This window comes from Paenibacillus sp. F4 (genome assembly GCF_002894905.1).
GTDB lineage: Bacteria > Bacillota > Bacilli > Paenibacillales > Paenibacillaceae > Paenibacillus > Paenibacillus polymyxa_B.
Window position 1 is genome coordinate 78,962 of record NZ_POVS01000019.1, and the last position, 16,431, is coordinate 95,392.

Here is a 16,431-nt window from a genome sequence, read left to right on the forward strand (position 1 = left end):
GCAAACTACAATCTCGGATCAATCGGCTCTGATTCCAGAGATAGCGCGGCAAGGACGCATTCATGAATACGATCTACCGTATCCTTGCGGACAAAACGTTCCACGCCTTCCATACCAAGCGCTCCTTCCATCAGGGCATGACGCTCCTTTTTGTTCGTTCGACGCTGCTTCAGACGCTTTAAATTCTCAGGGGCAAGATAATCCATACCGTAAATGATGTGCAAATACTTCCGGCCTCTCACCTTGATTGCAGGCTGAATCATCTTGTCCCGATTTTTCATCAAAAAGCATTCTGGCTTGATCACAATCCCCTCATGACCATCCTCTGTCATCTCGTTCCACCAGCGAATGACCTCTTCCTCGCTTGCTTCGTCCGTGATCACGCGATACTCTGTCTCCATAAACAGGGAGGACAGCCCAGCCAGCTCCCGGTTTTGCTCCATATGCCAAATATGAGAATGGTCGAAAAAAGTCTTTCCACTGTGTGCCAGCGTATGGAACGGTGCGATACGAATTTCATCCAGACCGTCCACATCCCAGCAATATTTTTGAAAAGCCTCTTGAAACGTTACGGCATTCGCGTACTTCTGTTCCATTTCCCCCAACCAGTCTCCAACCTCTCGGCCTGCAACCTTCGCCTGCTTCAGCTTGTCTACCAGCTTACTGCGATCCAGCAGAGCTGCCTCCCCCACATGCGCATACTGTGCAGCAATCAGTTCCCGAGCCTTGAGATTCCACGGTACAATTTCCGCATCCAGCAACACAAAATCCGTCTGGTTCCGTTCAAAATATCCGGCATCCACTAGATCCGCATTCAGTTTCTCCAGCACCTGCTTCCCAAAGCCTAACTCAAAGAAAGGTCGTCCGCTTCGGGTGTAGATCGTGCCCAATGTCGGGTAGCCGACATACTCGACAGCGGCCTGTTCGTTTTTGAATAATAGTAGAATAGCCCGGCTACCCATATGTTTTTTCTCGGCCACCATCGTTTGTACTCCTTGTCCGCGATAATAAGCTAGCGCCTCACGTGGATGCTCCAGATATCCTTCCTCTGCAGACACCGCTGGAGCAGGACTCATCGTTGGTGGAATATACACCAGCTCCTCCATGGGTACAGTCACATGTGACACGGTATCTATAGCGGATTTGATCCATTCTCCTTGTACGCGCACTTCGCCATACGATTCCGTCAGCACACTGTAACCAGCGATTAGCTTGCGTAAATTCGGCGGGGAAAACCGTTTTCTCTGCCACCGGACAAGTGGGCTATCGGGATCATTCGCATAATTCTCATGTGCCAGAACGCTGACAAATTCCTTTTCCGGATAACGATAAGCGGTCAGCATACCGCCAAATACCACGCCCTGATCAATATTCACCGTCTGGTTCACAAGGGTAGGCTGCGGTCTCGGATCATGTCCCCATACTACTATTTCTCCCGATTCATGGTCTACGAACCAATCCTTACGGATCGGTTTTCCGTTCGCATCCTGTCCTTCCGTATCTCCATAGCGGCAATAATCAGAAATACGTGCCGACTGTTTGCCAATAAAATGATCCTTAATCCCGGCATGAGCCACAACCACGTGTCGCAATCCATTTCTGCCAAAAATTAAATGAGAGGGTGCATGTAACAGAAAATCCCTTAACTCGCTTTTAAGCTGTTCCGCTGCTGCCTTGCCCGCTTTTTGTTCATATTGGGCCAGTTCCTCTGCAAATTGTTCATCCCCATGACTGAGAGTCACCTTTCTCCCATCGAGGTAACGGCCGATTTTCCATCCATGATTGCTGTCAATCATATACGCTAGTCCGGCATCCACGTGCTTTTTCCAGAACTGCACCGCTTGTAACGATTCTGGGCCACGGCTCATCACATCCCCGACAGATACCAGTCTTCTGCCATCTGGATGATAGTATAGCCCTTCCGTATCTTCCGTATATCCTAGCCGCTCTATCACTTCCAGCATCTCACGGTAGCACCCATGGATATCACCAATGATGTCAATACCTGAGCCAATCTCATGAAACAGTGGCTGCGCACGGCGAACAAAGTTCATTTCTTCTACATTCTTAAGGATGTAGCAAGCGTTAAAGCCTTCCTCACGGATACCACGCAGGTTCCGCTTTAACAGCTGTGCCTGCTGCTTGACCCGTTGGCGGCCACGCGGATGCTCCCTGCCTAAATCCCGTTCCAGCAGCACAGCCTCGGGTACATCCAGTACCAAAGCCATCACAGGAACATGCGCCTTGGCTGCCAGCTGTACATATTTTTGACGGTCCTCAGCATACAAATGGGTGGCATCCACAACCGTCAGTTTATTCAAGCGACAGCGCATAGCCAAAATCGTATCCATCGCCTCAAATGCCTTGGCTGACATCTGCTGATACTCATAGAACAGTACGTCCGATTCCAGCCTTGGAAGTCCAGTCCAGTCTATAAATTCCGTATCTCCGACCAGCTTGCGAAAATGATCTGAGGATACCACTTCTGTCTCCAGTAGAACCCCTTCGCTCACCAGCCTGTCCAATAATGCGGTTTTGCCACTGTTGGAGGCCCCCACCAACACAACCAGTCCAGCATGCGGTAAATGAATCGTACGTTTAGATGAATTGCTCATGCTTCCTTCTGCTCCTTTCTGCGCGTAAATATAGCCATTTGGGTCGGTTGTCCAAAGCCTTCGACCTCTTCTCCGATCCCCTTCAGCGCTACCGAATAAGGAGCTTCCGCAATCCACTGCTCACATCGTTCCTGAAACTCGCTTCTACTCCATTCAAATCGGTGATCGCCATGCCGCAGCTCTTGCTGATTCATACGATACACTTCATTATATTCACGATTGGGAGTCGTCACGATCAGCACGCCCGGCTGATACTCCGTCACAATCGTCTTCATCACCCGGTTCAGACGATGCTCATCCACGTGCTCAATGACCTCACATAGAATCATCACATCTTTGCCCCGCAATTGTTCATCATAATAAAAGAGAGAGCCCATCATGGGTGTAGGACTGATCGCGTCGGCATGCCTTTCCAGCTTGGCAAAACGCTCCATGGCTCTCACCTGTGCATACGCAGACGGCTCCACCACCCAAATCTCTTCAACGCCCGTCATTCGAGCCAGCCGAGCCGAAAGCTTCCCTTCCCCTGAACCAAAATCTACGATTTTCTGTCTGTGAGGCAGCTTGCGAATTACGTCCATAATGGCTTGATATCGCAGCTCATTTAGCCGTACTGTAGGCTGTTGCTTCCGTTCTTCCTGTAGCTGTTCTGGCTGTTGAATCTGTTCGTGCTTATCCTTTTGAGCTTGGACAGCATCCTTTTCAATATGTTTTTTTGTGCCTGTTGTTTTAGCAGAATCAGATTGCTCAAATTGCTCAATCAGATTGGTAAAACGAAGCGTGCGTCGAATGATAAGCTCGCGAAGTGGATGCTCTGGCAGCCAGCCTTCACCGTAACGTCTCAGCTTGTCAAACTCTTCTTCACTGATGTAGTAGTGCTTATAATTATCCAGCACCGGAATCAACAGTAATAACTGACGCAACGCATACTGCACCGTCTGATGACCACTTAACGTGACATATCTGACGGTGCTTCGATTTTTCAGCTGAAAAGAATAGTCCGCTTCCCCTCGTTCTATAGCCACTTGATAGCCCAGCGGAGCAAATAGTCCCTCCACCACAGAATCCGGCAAATCCGAAGCAACGGGCCCAAACGATAACTCCAGCGCAAAAGGGTGCGTCACCCATCCTGCATAGTCTTCCTTGGGTTTGCCGTTCAGGGCCGTGCCAAGCGAGCCACGAACATAAGTGCAAAATAAGCTGCTGGTTACAAACTCCGGGTCATTAATATATTGTGTAATGTCATAGCTGTCTGGACTGTTTTTGACCAAATCAATCGAATCTGGCGAAGCCTGAATGACGATCTCAGCCTCTTCCTCGGTAAAAACGGTGTACACCATGCGTACACGTGCGCCTTTTTCTGTGCGATCATACGTATTGTAAGGATTCTTAGCAAGCAAATGCGAAATCATCCCTGCATGGGTTCCGGTTGCTTTTAGCGTGATGTGCATACTTCACTTCTCCTTCCCAGTCTTATGCTTTCCATACTTCATTCACCGCAGCGCGGAACAAATCATCCAACTGCTGATCACGTCCACTCTCCATATGCTGAAGCAAGGGCGCCTTCTGTTCAAAATAAGCAATTTGCTGCTGTATAAAATCATTCACCACCGAAAGCCGTGGCTCCATATCCAGTTCCTCACCCGCTTTTTTACGTTGCAGCAAATGCCCGATCACCTGATAAAGTTCTGTATCGGCCGGAATTAATTCCTCTAGCAAGTCTACGAATTCCATCGGAGGCATGCTGTTGTAACGTTCAATCCAGCCACAGGCCAGCAGTGGGCGCAGCACGTAAAAATACTTTTTAATCTTCACCTGTTCACCTTGCAAATAATCCCGATAGTTTCCACGCGCCATATTCAGATAATGGTACATACAGGACTTCGGAGAGAAGGTTAACGGCGATATCGCACGAATCTGGTCAGCTACTGAATACTGCTCCAAATAGGGAATCGGAGATTGCAGCCATTCTAGCAAAGGCGGATTAGACTTGCGAAACAAATGGAGCGCCTTTTTCAAATCCCAGCCGTTTATATCCAGCAAATCGCTGATTGGCCGCTCAATTACATCCCGCTTATCAAAAATAGATAAATACCATTCTATGGGTCTTACATAAATAAATCGTACATCATAGTCACTGTCCTGCGAAGGAAACCCCCATGCCCGACTGCCTGATTCACAGGCGTATACAATGCGCACCTGCTCCTCCTGCTCCAAAGCGCGCAGCTCACGCAAAATCGTTTCGCGCATTTCCGGTTGAATCAAACCCTGCCCATGCTTCACATCTGTCATGTTGTTCCCTCCCTTATCATTAAAGTATTTCCCAAATCTGTTCTCTAATCGACTCCTCCGTTTCAGCTACCGATAAGCGGCGAAGGCGCTCTGTCGTCTCCTCTCCCCACATCTCAGAAGGCCATACCTTGAGTACATGAAGCGCTGCACGGCGATTGGAGGTCAACGGACTCCAAAGTCCGGCAGCAACTAGCTCTTGTCCCATTCCTTCGTAAGAAGCCAATAGTTGCAACAGCATACCCAGACATTGATGCGCTTCATACTCCGGTCCAAAGCCCGGCACATCAGCAGGACCGGAAGCAATCTCTCCCAGAGGCAAGTGCTTTTCTGCAAAAGCCATCAGCTTACGAGCCCGCTGTTCATCCTCTGTCTTGATGAGTTCAAAGTACAGATTAGGCTTGACTGGGTATTTGCTTAATTGATCAAATAGCACAGGCCATACATCTAGTGCTAGCATTCTAGCTACGCGAATGGCACAGTGGAGATGCGGTGAATCTGCATGCTGCAGTTCCTGCTCTACCAGCTGCACCCACTGCGGATCGTTCATCATCTGCTGGCAAATCGACGCATAACGTTTACGCAATTCCGGCGTCCATTCATACTCATAACGTGCCTCCCATGAATCGTCCTCTTCACCCAGAAAATCTGCAATATCCATGATGATCGTAAAATGCTTCACAGTCGTACACATAGCCTTAGCATGACGAAGGTAGTTGCCTATGACCATAGCGGCATGCTCATAATCGTCTATACTTTCCGCAGGTCCGCCTGCTGCCAGCAAAGCCGACAGAATATCGCCTGCTCCGTCAAACAACTCCTGATCAATCTGCGGTACAGCCATGGCTGTATGCAGCTCGCCTTTATGAGCGCACTCATAAGCAAGATACTCATACATGACATTGTTGCGGAATCCTTCCCGTAATAACCAGTCACGTATTTCCTGCCGTGCAGGCTCCAGCCGTTCTACGACGTGAATACGTCCCCAACCATGTACCTGTGAGGCTAACCTATACAACTGCTCATTGGCTTGCTCCGAAATGTTACGGATTGCCACAGCCGCATATAGCGTGAATTCATCATGCTTGGCTAGCGTTAAAATAAGCTCGTGATGCTGCTCTGTCTCCAGCAATCCGAGCAGCGCAATACCGACCTTCACCACATTGCGATGTGCTCCGTGTTCAGCCAGCCAACGCGCTTCCTCATACAATCGATCAGGCTGAATTGCTGGATGCTCGCGCACCGCATCTAGCAGCGGATCAATCAGGCTGAGTGCATTTTCCTCCATTAAGCGTACATACGTCTCACGTCTTGTCTTCATCCCTGGCTTGCGGCATTGTCTGGACAACAACTGCGCCAGATCCTTAATTTTGTCAGTCTCTCCATCTCCGCCAGCGCCATGATGCCCAAATGCTCCATCCAATCCTCCTGCCACCCAACGCATCGTGTGCCCTGCCCAGTATTCTTCATCATCCGGTAAATGATCATCAGTAAGCCTGCCCTGAGTATCCATTCCCTGTATAATCGTTTCATAAATCGAAAGCTTGCCTACCCATGGATATAACATTTCATTTTTGCGTCGTCCAAACATGTTGCATCACCCTTCTGTTATGTATTGCTTCTTATTTCATCGTGCTATCTTATACTCCTATGATGCTTTATTTTGGAAGTCGTGAACATGGTGAAAGTATTACAAAGATGAATAATTTCCCTTTTTCCTGCATCCCTTCCCTGTTAGAATAAAGGGATACTTGCTTTCGGAGAACGGCAACAGAAACGGGGAATGCATCATGGCGAGAGAGAGTTTTGATAAAGAAATTCAATTCCTGCGCATGCTCACACTGACCAGCGGCGCTTATAATCGGCAGCAATTTGCAGACAGACTGGGCATTTCAGTGCATACCTTTGATAAAACAATCCGGCGTCTCAAGGAAATCGTCCAATCCGTACAACAGCAGTTGCCTGCGGAACAGGGACATGATTTTAATGAGATGCTGCGCTTTAATTATTACGAATCGGCTGATCCATTATTGTTATTTCTGTTTCGGGCCAAATCGCTCAAGGAATCGGAAAGCGTCCGCTTATCCCTTCTGCTGACAGCGCTACAGTCACAGCCTATGACCACCATGGAACTATTGGATGCTTGCTGCAACGGGCTGCCTTCCGACAGTTCACTGCCGGATGAGAAAACGATTCGTTCCGATCTGAAATATCTGGTCGAAGTCGGCGTGGTTCGTAAAGAGTCCGGCGGCAGACCTTACCGCTATGCTGTCCGCAACGATCTGGTGACAGAACTGACGGACGAGGAATTACTGGACCTATATGATTTTGTGGACATTATGGCCAACACCCAGCTCCCCTCTGTACAGGGATATCTGTTGCGGGATCATCTTAAAAAAGCCATGCGCCGTCAGCTCGGAGATCGGGAGATGGCCGAGCCTTTTTTATATAAATACCATTATTATTCACGTATTCTGGACGAAGCCCATATTCATCCGCTTCTACACGCCATTCGGCAACGTCGCTGTGTAACTTTTTTATATTTTTCGGCGTCCAAACGAAGCATGTACGGGTCACAGAACACAAACCCACTGTTTGAAAAAGAGACGGAGGGCCGTGAACATACCATTCTACCCCTGCAAGTCATCTATGATCATCAATATGGACGTTGGTATGTTCTTGGTCACGTAGGCGGCAAAGGAATCATGAAGTTTCGTATGGAGGGCATGACTCAATTGGTGGAGGGCAAGCCTGTAACAGAGCAGTTTCATGCCGACCTCCTAGCAGAATTGGAAGAAAAAATGCGGTACAGCTGGCTTGTTGATACCGGTCGTCCTGTGAAGGTACGGGTACGTTTTTTTAATCCTGAGGGCGCGAAGCGCAACTTTATTCGGGAACGTGTGCTGTCACAGGGACAGTGGGGTATGATTGCGGAGGAAGAAAGCGAATCCTTTATCTATGAAATCACAGTGAATGGAATCACCGAGATAAAACCGTGGATTCGCAGCTTCGGATCAAGCTGTGAGGTATTGGAGCCTCAGCGGCTGCGTAAGGAATTCAGACAGGAATGGAAGGAGCTGCAAGCCTATTATGAGCCTGTTCGAGAAAATATTTAACTATCAGATCGTCTCTCGGCTGGATGAATCGGGCGCTTTTGCTACCACATCGCAGGAAAGAGTCTGGCTCCAATCCATGCTGACAGACTCGGCAGCAATAGAGGCTTTCACCCCGTCTACGCTTGATAAGCTTCGGCAGATGCTCGCAGACGACGAGCCGCTGGAGGCCGATAGGAGTTTGCGGGAAAAAGCAGGTATCCCTGCTGTCTCGGTATATCATCCACTCCTGCGTGAATTGCGTCCCATTCTGCGGTCCCGTTCAGGTATCTGTATGACCTACAAACTGCGCAACGGACGCATGCATGAGCGAATGTCCGGTTTTCCATATAAGCTGGAGTTCTCCATGGTCAAAAAAGAATGGAGCCTGCTGTGGTATAACCGCAGACACCGCGCGCTCATGTCTACCAAGCTGTCTAATATCGTGAGCATCACGGAAGATGAGCTTCTACCCGAAGAGGCCGAAAAATTCACCCAACGTATACTCGATATACTGGAGTCGCGCAAAGAGCAGGGCATCATCGAAATTATTCCCATATACAACGGTGAAATGTCTCGTATTTTATATGCTTTTTCCTGCTTTGAAAAAGAGGTCGAATATGTTCAGGAAGCAGATACCTATCGTATTACGCTCACCTTCCAGGCAGACGAATGTGAATATGTGCTATCCAAAATCCGTTTTCTTGGCAAACGTGTCAAGGTCGTCCAAGGCTCCCGGCTGATCTCACGAATGAAGGAAACAACGGCCAAGGCCCTTGCACGCTACGAAGAGGAATAGCTACTGAGGCAATATGAGATGCATCCATGTAAATAGGCCCTCCCTCTGTCTGTTAATGAGACGAAGGGAGGGCCTATTTAAACTACAGTTCGTATAAACGAGGTCATACACTTACATCCACATACGCCTGCTGTAACAAACGGGCCCGCAGTACCAGTTACGGCAAGGCTTGTCCGCGCGCACTGACATACAATTCATACCATTCCTCACGGGTCATCAGCTCGCTCTGGCGTTCCGCATCCTGACATGCCTTGATTCGTTCAGGATTGGCGCTGCCAATGACAGGCTGAATCCGTGCCGGATGTTTCATAAGCCAGCCAAGGACGATCGCTTCACGTGTCGTTTCCTTTTCAGAAGCTAGCTTCTGCACCAGTTCTGCCGTCTTAACGACATGCTCAGGCTGCCCTTCCAAAGAACCTCCGCTAAAACGTCCCTGCGCCAGCGGTCCCCAGGCTTGGAGCTGAATATCCTCGGTTTGGCAATATTCCATCAAACCTTCGCCAAAATGTACATTTGTCCCTGCCTGCTGGTTCACATGTACTGTCTGATCTACAAAATGCAGATGGGCCAGGCTCATTTCCAGCTGATTAGCGATCAGCGGCTCCGTTAGGCTCCGTTCCAGAAACCGAATTTGGCTTACATTCATATTGGAAACGCCGAAATGCCTTACTTTGCCGGATGCTTTAAGCTCACTGAACGCCTTCGCTACTTCTTCCGGCTCTACCAGCGGATCGGGGCGATGCAGCAGCAGGATGTCCAAATATTCCGTACCCAGACGGTTCAGGATACCATCCACGGACTCCAAAATATGAGCATATGAGAAATCAAAACGGCCCGGGAGCGTACCATCTGGCAGAAAAATGCCGCATTTGGACTGAATTACGATTTGTTCACGCAAGCCCGGCTGTCCCTTTAAAATCCGGCCGAAAATCTCTTCCGCTTTCCCCATACGATAGATATCCGCATGATCGAACATCGTAATCCCAATGGATTGTGCAGCTTCTACAGCTCTTTCCGCTTCAACGACATGCTCCTGCGTAAACGGTGCATGGCTCCATTCTCCACCAAAAGGCATACAACCGAGCGCCAGCCGACTATCGGAGATTCCACGTTTCTGTAAAGGCATAATCTTCATGCTGCTCCTCCTTCAACCCTCAAAATATTCCCTGCTTCATCCACATATGAATAGTTCGTGGAACCGCTATCACACACCTATTTTACCACTTACTTACGGTCGTGTATCACTTTGGTCCCCATCCACATCTTTTTATCCGAATATCCCCATGCTCAGATAACGTTCTCCGGTATCCGGGGCAATGCAAAGTACCCGTTTGCCTGCTCCCAAACGCCGCGCTTCCTGAATCGCCGTCCATATCGTAGCTCCGCTAGAGGGACCAACCAGAATCCCTTCCTGGGCAGCAATCGCTCGTGTCATTGCAATCGCATCCTCATCGGAAACCTGCACGATTTCGTCATACACTTCCGTATTCAGCACGGTGGGAACAAAGCCTGGACTGGTGCCAACCAGCTTATGTGGACCGGGTTTTCCTCCAGATAGCACTGGCGAGCCCTTCGGCTCAACTACAACAATCCGCAGATCCGGCAAATGCTGACGTAGCACTTCACCTGTTCCCGTAATGGTACCGCCCGTTCCCGAAGAAGCGACGAACACATCCAGCTTCCCTTCCGTCTGTTCCAAAATTTCCAGTGCCGTCGTCGTACGGTGGATATCGGGATTGGCCTCATTTTCAAATTGATGCGGGATAAAGCTCCCTTTAATTTCAGCCCCCAATTCGAGTGCCTTGCGAATCGCTCCTGGCATCCGTTCTTCCGCTGGTGTCAGTACGACCTCAGCCCCGTAGGCTTTCAAAATATTGATCCGTTCCTTCGTCATATTCGAGGGCATCACCAAAATTGCACGGTAACCTCGGGCTGCCGCATTCATCGCAAGACCAATTCCCGTGTTGCCACTCGTCGGCTCAATAATGGTGCCTCCCGGCTTTAGATGTCCTGCCTTTTCCGCCTCGGCAATCAGGTTGCCCGCCGCCCGATCTTTAACACTGCCGCTTGGATTAAAATACTCCAGCTTCACATACACTTCCGCATCCTGCGGCCCTGTGAGCCGTTGGAGTCTTACACAAGGTGTATCTCCTATTAAATCTGTAATACTATGTACCACTTTAGGTGCCATCGTTGTATCCTCCTTAGATCGTTCCTTACAGCGTCATTTACGATCTTAATATCATACTACCAAAATAACATACTTGGCTCCTTCCTACCTGTCGCTTTTGTAAATTACATAAAACTCATCAACTTAGTATGTAAAATTCTTGCAAAATGGGTCGCCAGATATCGCCTGTAATGATATACTCGCATTACTATTTTTCCAGGAGGATACAAGACACTTATGAGTAATCAAGAAAATATGACAGCAAATCGCTTTCCCCCCTCCTTGCTATGGTTGACCCTTGGTGCCTTCGCCATCGGCATGACCGAATTCGTCATTATGGGACTACTGCCCAATGTAGCCCATGATCTTCATGTTACGATTCCGCAAGCCGGGCAGTTAATCACCAGTTACGCGCTTGGTGTAGCCATTGGTGCGCCTGTACTTACTGTATTAACCCATAAGGTTCCGCAGAAAAAGCTGCTATGCCTACTCATGACCATATTCATTTTAGGCAATCTTTTTTCCGTCATTGCTCCCAATTACGAATTTCTGATTGCGGCCCGTATGGCTACTGCATTATCGCACGGAACCTTTTTGGGAGCCGGTTCCCTGATCGCTGCCCGACTGGTTCGTCCTGACAAGCGCGCGGGTGCCATTTCTATGGTGCTGACCGGTTTGACCGTGGCGAACATTATTGGTGTGCCCTTTGGGACCTTTATCGGACAACAACTCGGCTGGCGTGCTTCCTTTGGAGCCATTGTGGTCATCGGTTTGATTTCTCTCTTCGGTATCATTCGTTACATTCCGGTGATTCATCAGGACAAGCCTTCCAGTCTCAAACAAGAAGTCAAAAGCCTGTTTAATCCAAAAGTGCTGCTGATGCTGCTCACAGGTGCAGTCGGTTGTGGTAGCCTGTTCACTGTCTTTACGTACATTACGCCTTTGCTTACGGATATTAGTGGCTTTGCCGAGCATAGCATTACCTGGATTCTTGTCCTGTTTGGTCTAGGGGTAACGATCGGTAACATCGTTGGCGGCAAGCTCGCAGATTGGAAACTACTTCCATCCCTGATCACAAACTATGCTGTACTGGCTATTATTTTGGCCATTCTGACATTTACGCTTCAAAGCCAGGTATTGGCCGTCATCACAGTCTTTATCTGGGGCATTGCTGCGTTCGGCATCATGCCGGGTATTCAGGTTCGCATCATGAATCTGGCCTATGAGGCTCCTTTGCTTGCCTCTACCTCCAGCCATTCCGCATTGAATCTGGGTAACGCAGGCGGCGCTTTTATCGGGGGAGTCGTTATTAATCAAATGGGGCTAGCCGCTATTCCATGGGTTGCATCGCTAATTACTGTCGGCGGTCTGCTACTTATGTTAGTTAGCTACATTGTGGATCGCAAGACGGCTCATACTGAAGCGATAGCTGAGATACAGTCATAGAATCGTTCAGTTTGTTGGGCAGTGTCAGCTATTAACCGGAGAGCAATGAATGGCGGCATATCTCTAAAAACAGCAGGTTGGAAGTAAACGAATGGTTCATTTTTCATAGATTGAGAGATATTGTCCACTCTCTTCTTCTAAATTCCTCATAGTATGACATTGCAATACCAATTTATGAGGAAAGAAGTGTGTATGATGAGCCTTTATTTTACTAACAGCACGAGTAACACGATCTATGTTGCCTATGCTTATCCTAATTCCGACTGCCATCCTATTAGTTATGCTAAAATAGGCTGGTATCGGATAGAACCTGATGATACGAGAGAAGTATGGAGCGGGTCCGTAGGAGGAACTACATTCTATTATTATGCTGAAGATCACTCCGGAAATACATGGAGTGGTACGTACCGCACACGGCTTCCGAGAAATACTAGCCGTAGTTTTCACTGGTGTTGGAGCTACAGCAGCGGATCATCCAGACGATTGGGACTGCGTAGACTACCCATTGGCGATTCTATAGTCAATTTTACTCTCGAGTTCGTCACCAGTACAAGTAAAAGCAAACCGGCATCAAAGACAACTCGTACGGCGTTACCTTCCAAATCGGAGGACTCCGGCATTAACAGAATTCCGAGAAGACCGGTTCGCTTTAAAAAAGGAACCCCAGTTCCAGTAAAGTCCAAACGATAAGTCAAAGAATTCACCAATAAAAGGCGCAACCTGGTTGCAAACACTACAAAGCCCCTTTGAAAAAACACAATGAACCGTAACCCGCAAGATGGACATTTTTTAAAAAAAGTGACCCCCTTGCGGGTTATTTTTATTTCACTCTGGATACTCAGACGCTTGTTGCAACCACAGTATTTCGCCTCGCCGTTCAGCTTAACCAATGATCAAAAAAGTCCCGATAGCCCTGCTTCATCACCTGACTCGAAAACTGTTCCATAGCATATGCCTGATTTTCTGTAGAAACCCGGCGCGGTGAGGCGGCAGCCATATTGACCAGCTCGAACCAGTTTTTCTCATTCCCTGAAAAAGAATGCGTAGAGCTGATATGTCCATAGCAAGGATGCTCTGGCTTCACGACGATTTTACCCATAGCGAGCGCTTCGGTCAGTGGCATCGCGAACGTATCGAATTTGGAGCAGCTCCAATACACCTTCGCCGTGTTCATCAGTGCAAAGACCTCATCTTGCGTCAACGCAAATTGAAGTTTAACATTGTCCGGGATATCGTACTTCTTCATACTTTCCTTGTAGCGTTCACCGCCAAATACCATATAGACATCCTTGTCAGGATTATGCCTCGCATACTCCAGCACCAAATCCGGACGTCGGTTCTCCTCATCTCTACCAATCCACATCACCCGGTTCTCTACCACTTGTGAGGGATCAAAATGCTTTTCCACCAGCCGCTCATTAAATCCGATCGGGATGACCGTCACATCGGTTACGCCAAACTTCGAAGCCATCTCATGCTTGAGAAAGGCAGTCTGTACGATAGCCGTGTCCACGATCTGATAAAAAGGCTTCATCATCTCATAGCCTGTAAGCGCCGGATCAGGAAAACTATGCGGAAAAAGCACGCTGTTTTTAAAAAACATGTTCAAATAGGTAAAGCCAGATACCGTATAAATAACGTGCTCAATCTGCTGCTCATGGAGTTGGTCCAATACGATGTCATAGTTGACCAGGTCGCCCTTTTCGTGCTCATAGCCCGGAAGCCAGTCATGGCTGCTCACATGGCGCTCCGGTGATACAAATACGATGTCCACCCCCAATTCCAACCCGATCTGCTTCAGACGCTCTGCAAAAATACGAGGACCCTGAGCTTCAGCAAATTGTATTTTTCTCATGACTAAACCGACTTTTTTCATAAATTTATTTTCCCACCTTCTTTGGCTAACTAAATACAGTCTATGTCTTAAGCTACTATCTACATTGTTGGGCTTGTCCCCAATCCATCATCGCTGCACATTGGTTTAAACAGGCTAACGTTTCATCCAACTGGGACTCTAATTGCTCTTTTGACCATTTGTCACCGTTTCTATGCAGGTCCGTTCCAATCCTTTGCAAATCACTTGTGATTAACAACAGCATCCAGAGCGAAAATACTACCGCAAACATGCCATATTCCAGCATAAATGCCGTTCGATCCACCCTTATCCCCAACAGCTCCAGCTGCTCCACGTATGTGTCCAGTATACGAATACGCAATTCGGACGTCATGTGTCGGGGAAACAACGGATGGGACATGTCGATCAGGTGATATACATCCCACAGCGGTGTGTTCAGATGAGCATGCTCCCAATCCAGTACCATAAGTCGTTCCCCGCTCAGCGCATAGTTCCCCGGATGAAGGTCACCATGAGACAGTACTAGCTGCTGTGAAAAAGATACATGCTCCAGCTGTACATATATACGCTGCATCTGTTGCTTAGATAAACCCAGAGAGCTGCAAAGCTTTAACACATCCAGCTTGCGCGTGTATAGCTCGGAAACCATCTCCTGAATGAGTGGCTTCGGTCCCCGCAGCGGCATCCCAGCAAAACGATCCGTCGGCAAAGCATGCCACCATGCAACAAGTCCAATAGCTCGCAATAAAGTTTCGTCTGCGTGTAGATGATGTAACGGACCAAGATCCTCAAAAATCATCCATTCTCCTCCGCCATCCGTACCTGCATCAGACCAGGCTAGCAATCGGGGATAGATCGGTGATAACGCAGGAAGCACATGCTCATACACCCATCTCTCCCGCCCCTCCTGATCATCGTTGGTTAGCGGTTTGAATATATAACTTTCAGAGGAAGACACGTAAAAACGTTCCACATGCCGACCATTCGTACCTGTATATAAAATTTCACGATTCCGCACCAGCGTATCATTCAAGGTGCCGTCAACATTCACATATTGATGAAAAGGATTCATAGCCACCCAACTTTTTGTGTATAAAATGTAATAGCACGATCATATCACAGTCCTCGTTCCGAACGAAGCCCAGATCATCTTGGGGTAACTCGACGTACCAAAAAAGGGACTTGTCCAATCAGATCCACACGACCTGTTGGACAGCCCCTTTTCATATCCGTACTCCTATCCTACTCTCCGATTAATATTGAGTATTGCCGGACTCGCTCGTATTACCAGACTTAAAGCCTTTGAACAATTGTTTCACATTGTGATAACGAGTGTTCGTAATTTTAGCTTTGCTGTTAGGACCATCCGATCTCAGGATCGAGTCCTTTACATTGGAAATATCCGAGTTATCCAAAGTCATATTCACTCTGAATGTAGAGCCCCCAAGTTGGCGAACCAGCTTTCCGATATCATCGGCTCTAAAGTTTTTAATGTTAATCGTGCCTTCTGCATTAATTTGGAATACTTTATCGTACGCATGGAACGCTCCACCGCCCGTAATGTTTACCGTGCCTGGTTCTTTAAGCGTCAAGGCATCTTCACCTACATCCTCCCACGTTACGTTGGAAATAGTTCCGTTGCCATATACATGCACACCATCTGCAGCAGGGGCAGCGATGATCACATTTTTCAAAGTTGCATTATTTTCAAGCTTGAAAATAGGCTTTTGGGCCTCTTTCTGGCTTCCGTCTCCCAAGGTATCGGGATCAGCCACTACAGTCTTGCCTTTACCATCGTATACTTCTCCAGCTTTAACAAGTATGGTCTTATGAACGACTTCTGGAGCTGCATGTGCAGAATAATTGCCGACAAATAAAGCGACCAACATTCCTGATAATGCGATACTGATTCCCTTTTTCAATGCTTTAGCTGTGTTTGTTTTCATTTCAATTCATCCCTCTCGTAGATATTTTTTTATTGTTCCAATTCTTCGTTGACTAGAACGCGTAGACCGTATCACCACCTTCGCACAATGAACCCATTGACCGATACATGTCTATAAAGCATTATTAAACTATTTGCATATGTATACTTGGTTTTTGGTTCAAAATAATTTTGTCTCATAAATAATATAAGCACAAATTGTAAATAGAGCGATTACATT

The 16,431-nt window shown here is 47.9% G+C and carries 13 protein-coding genes and 1 pseudogene; 4 read left to right on the top strand and 10 right to left on the bottom strand.

The window, feature by feature from the left end:
- Positions 1–5: 5 nt before the first annotated feature.
- From C1T21_RS22300 to C1T21_RS22315, 4 genes are read right to left on the bottom strand one after another with little or no spacing between them, the layout of a single operon-like run.
- The gene (locus tag C1T21_RS22300) at positions 6–2,615 is read right to left on the bottom strand and encodes a polynucleotide kinase-phosphatase (RefSeq protein ID WP_103049787.1); all 2,610 of its coding nucleotides are present in this window, start codon (positions 2,613–2,615) and stop codon (positions 6–8) included.
- Positions 2,612–4,066 carry a 3' terminal RNA ribose 2'-O-methyltransferase Hen1 gene (locus C1T21_RS22305; RefSeq protein WP_103049788.1) on the bottom strand — a complete coding sequence of 485 codons (1,455 nt, stop codon included), beginning with the start codon at positions 4,064–4,066 and terminating at the stop codon, positions 2,612–2,614. The genes C1T21_RS22300 and C1T21_RS22305 overlap by 4 nt, the downstream gene beginning before the upstream one ends.
- Before the next feature lie 22 nt (positions 4,067–4,088).
- Complete coding sequence (locus tag C1T21_RS22310) at positions 4,089–4,907, bottom strand: nucleotidyltransferase domain-containing protein (protein ID WP_103049789.1); 819 nt, start codon at positions 4,905–4,907, stop codon at positions 4,089–4,091.
- Between the two features lie 19 nt (positions 4,908–4,926).
- Positions 4,927–6,495 carry a limonene hydroxylase gene (locus tag C1T21_RS22315; protein WP_103049790.1) on the bottom strand — a complete coding sequence of 523 codons (1,569 nt, stop codon included), beginning with the start codon at positions 6,493–6,495 and terminating at the stop codon, positions 4,927–4,929.
- 199 nt (positions 6,496–6,694) lie between these two features.
- On the opposite strand from C1T21_RS22315, the gene C1T21_RS22320 reads away from it, so the two are divergent.
- Together C1T21_RS22320 and C1T21_RS22325 are read left to right on the top strand one after the other, a co-directional pair.
- On the top strand, positions 6,695–8,020 hold the full coding sequence (locus C1T21_RS22320) for a helix-turn-helix transcriptional regulator (protein WP_103049791.1): 1,326 nt from the start codon (positions 6,695–6,697) through the stop codon (positions 8,018–8,020).
- Entirely contained in the window at positions 7,995–8,795 is an 801-nt protein-coding gene (locus tag C1T21_RS22325; protein ID WP_103049792.1) for a WYL domain-containing protein, read from the top strand. Before C1T21_RS22320 ends, C1T21_RS22325 begins: the two co-directional genes overlap by 26 nt.
- Before the next feature lie 157 nt (positions 8,796–8,952).
- Here C1T21_RS22325 and C1T21_RS22330 read toward each other — a convergent pair whose 3' ends face one another.
- Complete coding sequence (locus C1T21_RS22330) at positions 8,953–9,930, bottom strand: aldo/keto reductase (RefSeq protein ID WP_103049793.1); 978 nt, start codon at positions 9,928–9,930, stop codon at positions 8,953–8,955.
- A 132-nt stretch (positions 9,931–10,062) separates the two neighbouring features.
- Positions 10,063–10,986, bottom strand: coding sequence for a cysteine synthase A (gene cysK / locus C1T21_RS22335; protein WP_103049794.1), 924 nt, complete (start codon positions 10,984–10,986; stop codon positions 10,063–10,065).
- Positions 10,987–11,202: 216 nt separating this feature from the next.
- Between cysK and C1T21_RS22340 the strand changes: the two genes are divergently transcribed.
- Entirely contained in the window at positions 11,203–12,411 is a 1,209-nt protein-coding gene (locus tag C1T21_RS22340) for an MFS transporter (protein WP_103049795.1), read from the top strand.
- Positions 12,412–12,606: 195 nt separating this feature from the next.
- Positions 12,607–12,807 (top strand): annotated as a pseudogene (locus C1T21_RS28500) (DUF1036 domain-containing protein); the annotation flags it as partial.
- 62 nt (positions 12,808–12,869) lie between these two features.
- Here the strand turns inward: C1T21_RS28500 and C1T21_RS28185 are convergent.
- The 4 genes from C1T21_RS28185 to C1T21_RS22360 form a co-directional block, all read right to left on the bottom strand.
- Positions 12,870–13,145, bottom strand: a complete 276-nt coding sequence (locus C1T21_RS28185) for a hypothetical protein (RefSeq protein WP_223822152.1) — start codon at positions 13,143–13,145, stop codon at positions 12,870–12,872.
- Positions 13,146–13,288: 143 nt separating this feature from the next.
- Entirely contained in the window at positions 13,289–14,287 is a 999-nt protein-coding gene (locus C1T21_RS22350; protein WP_103049797.1) for a glycosyltransferase, read from the bottom strand.
- Between the two features lie 55 nt (positions 14,288–14,342).
- Positions 14,343–15,338 (bottom strand): aminoglycoside phosphotransferase family protein, encoded by a 996-nt coding sequence (locus C1T21_RS22355; RefSeq protein ID WP_103049798.1) that lies wholly within the window; start codon positions 15,336–15,338, stop codon positions 14,343–14,345.
- Positions 15,339–15,519: 181 nt separating this feature from the next.
- Positions 15,520–16,212, bottom strand: coding sequence for a pectate lyase (locus C1T21_RS22360; protein ID WP_103049799.1), 693 nt, complete (start codon positions 16,210–16,212; stop codon positions 15,520–15,522).
- Between the last annotated feature and the right edge of the window lie 219 nt (positions 16,213–16,431).

Coding starts and splice junctions, on each gene's coding strand:
- C1T21_RS22300 (WP_103049787.1), bottom strand. CDS start 2,615: ATGAGCAATTCATCTAAACGTACGATTCATTTACCGCATGCTGGACTG.
- C1T21_RS22310 (WP_103049789.1), bottom strand. CDS start 4,907: ATGACAGATGTGAAGCATGGGCAGGGTTTGATTCAACCGGAAATGCGC.
- cysK (WP_103049794.1), bottom strand. CDS start 10,986: ATGGCACCTAAAGTGGTACATAGTATTACAGATTTAATAGGAGATACA.
- C1T21_RS22360 (WP_103049799.1), bottom strand. CDS start 16,212: ATGAAAACAAACACAGCTAAAGCATTGAAAAAGGGAATCAGTATCGCA.
- C1T21_RS22305 (WP_103049788.1), bottom strand. CDS start 4,066: ATGCACATCACGCTAAAAGCAACCGGAACCCATGCAGGGATGATTTCG.
- C1T21_RS22350 (WP_103049797.1), bottom strand. CDS start 14,287: ATGAAAAAAGTCGGTTTAGTCATGAGAAAAATACAATTTGCTGAAGCT.
- C1T21_RS22325 (WP_103049792.1), top strand. CDS start 7,995: ATGAGCCTGTTCGAGAAAATATTTAACTATCAGATCGTCTCTCGGCTG.
- C1T21_RS22320 (WP_103049791.1), top strand. CDS start 6,695: ATGGCGAGAGAGAGTTTTGATAAAGAAATTCAATTCCTGCGCATGCTC.
- C1T21_RS22315 (WP_103049790.1), bottom strand. CDS start 6,495: ATGTTTGGACGACGCAAAAATGAAATGTTATATCCATGGGTAGGCAAG.
- C1T21_RS22355 (WP_103049798.1), bottom strand. CDS start 15,338: ATGAATCCTTTTCATCAATATGTGAATGTTGACGGCACCTTGAATGAT.
- C1T21_RS22330 (WP_103049793.1), bottom strand. CDS start 9,930: ATGAAGATTATGCCTTTACAGAAACGTGGAATCTCCGATAGTCGGCTG.
- C1T21_RS22340 (WP_103049795.1), top strand. CDS start 11,203: ATGAGTAATCAAGAAAATATGACAGCAAATCGCTTTCCCCCCTCCTTG.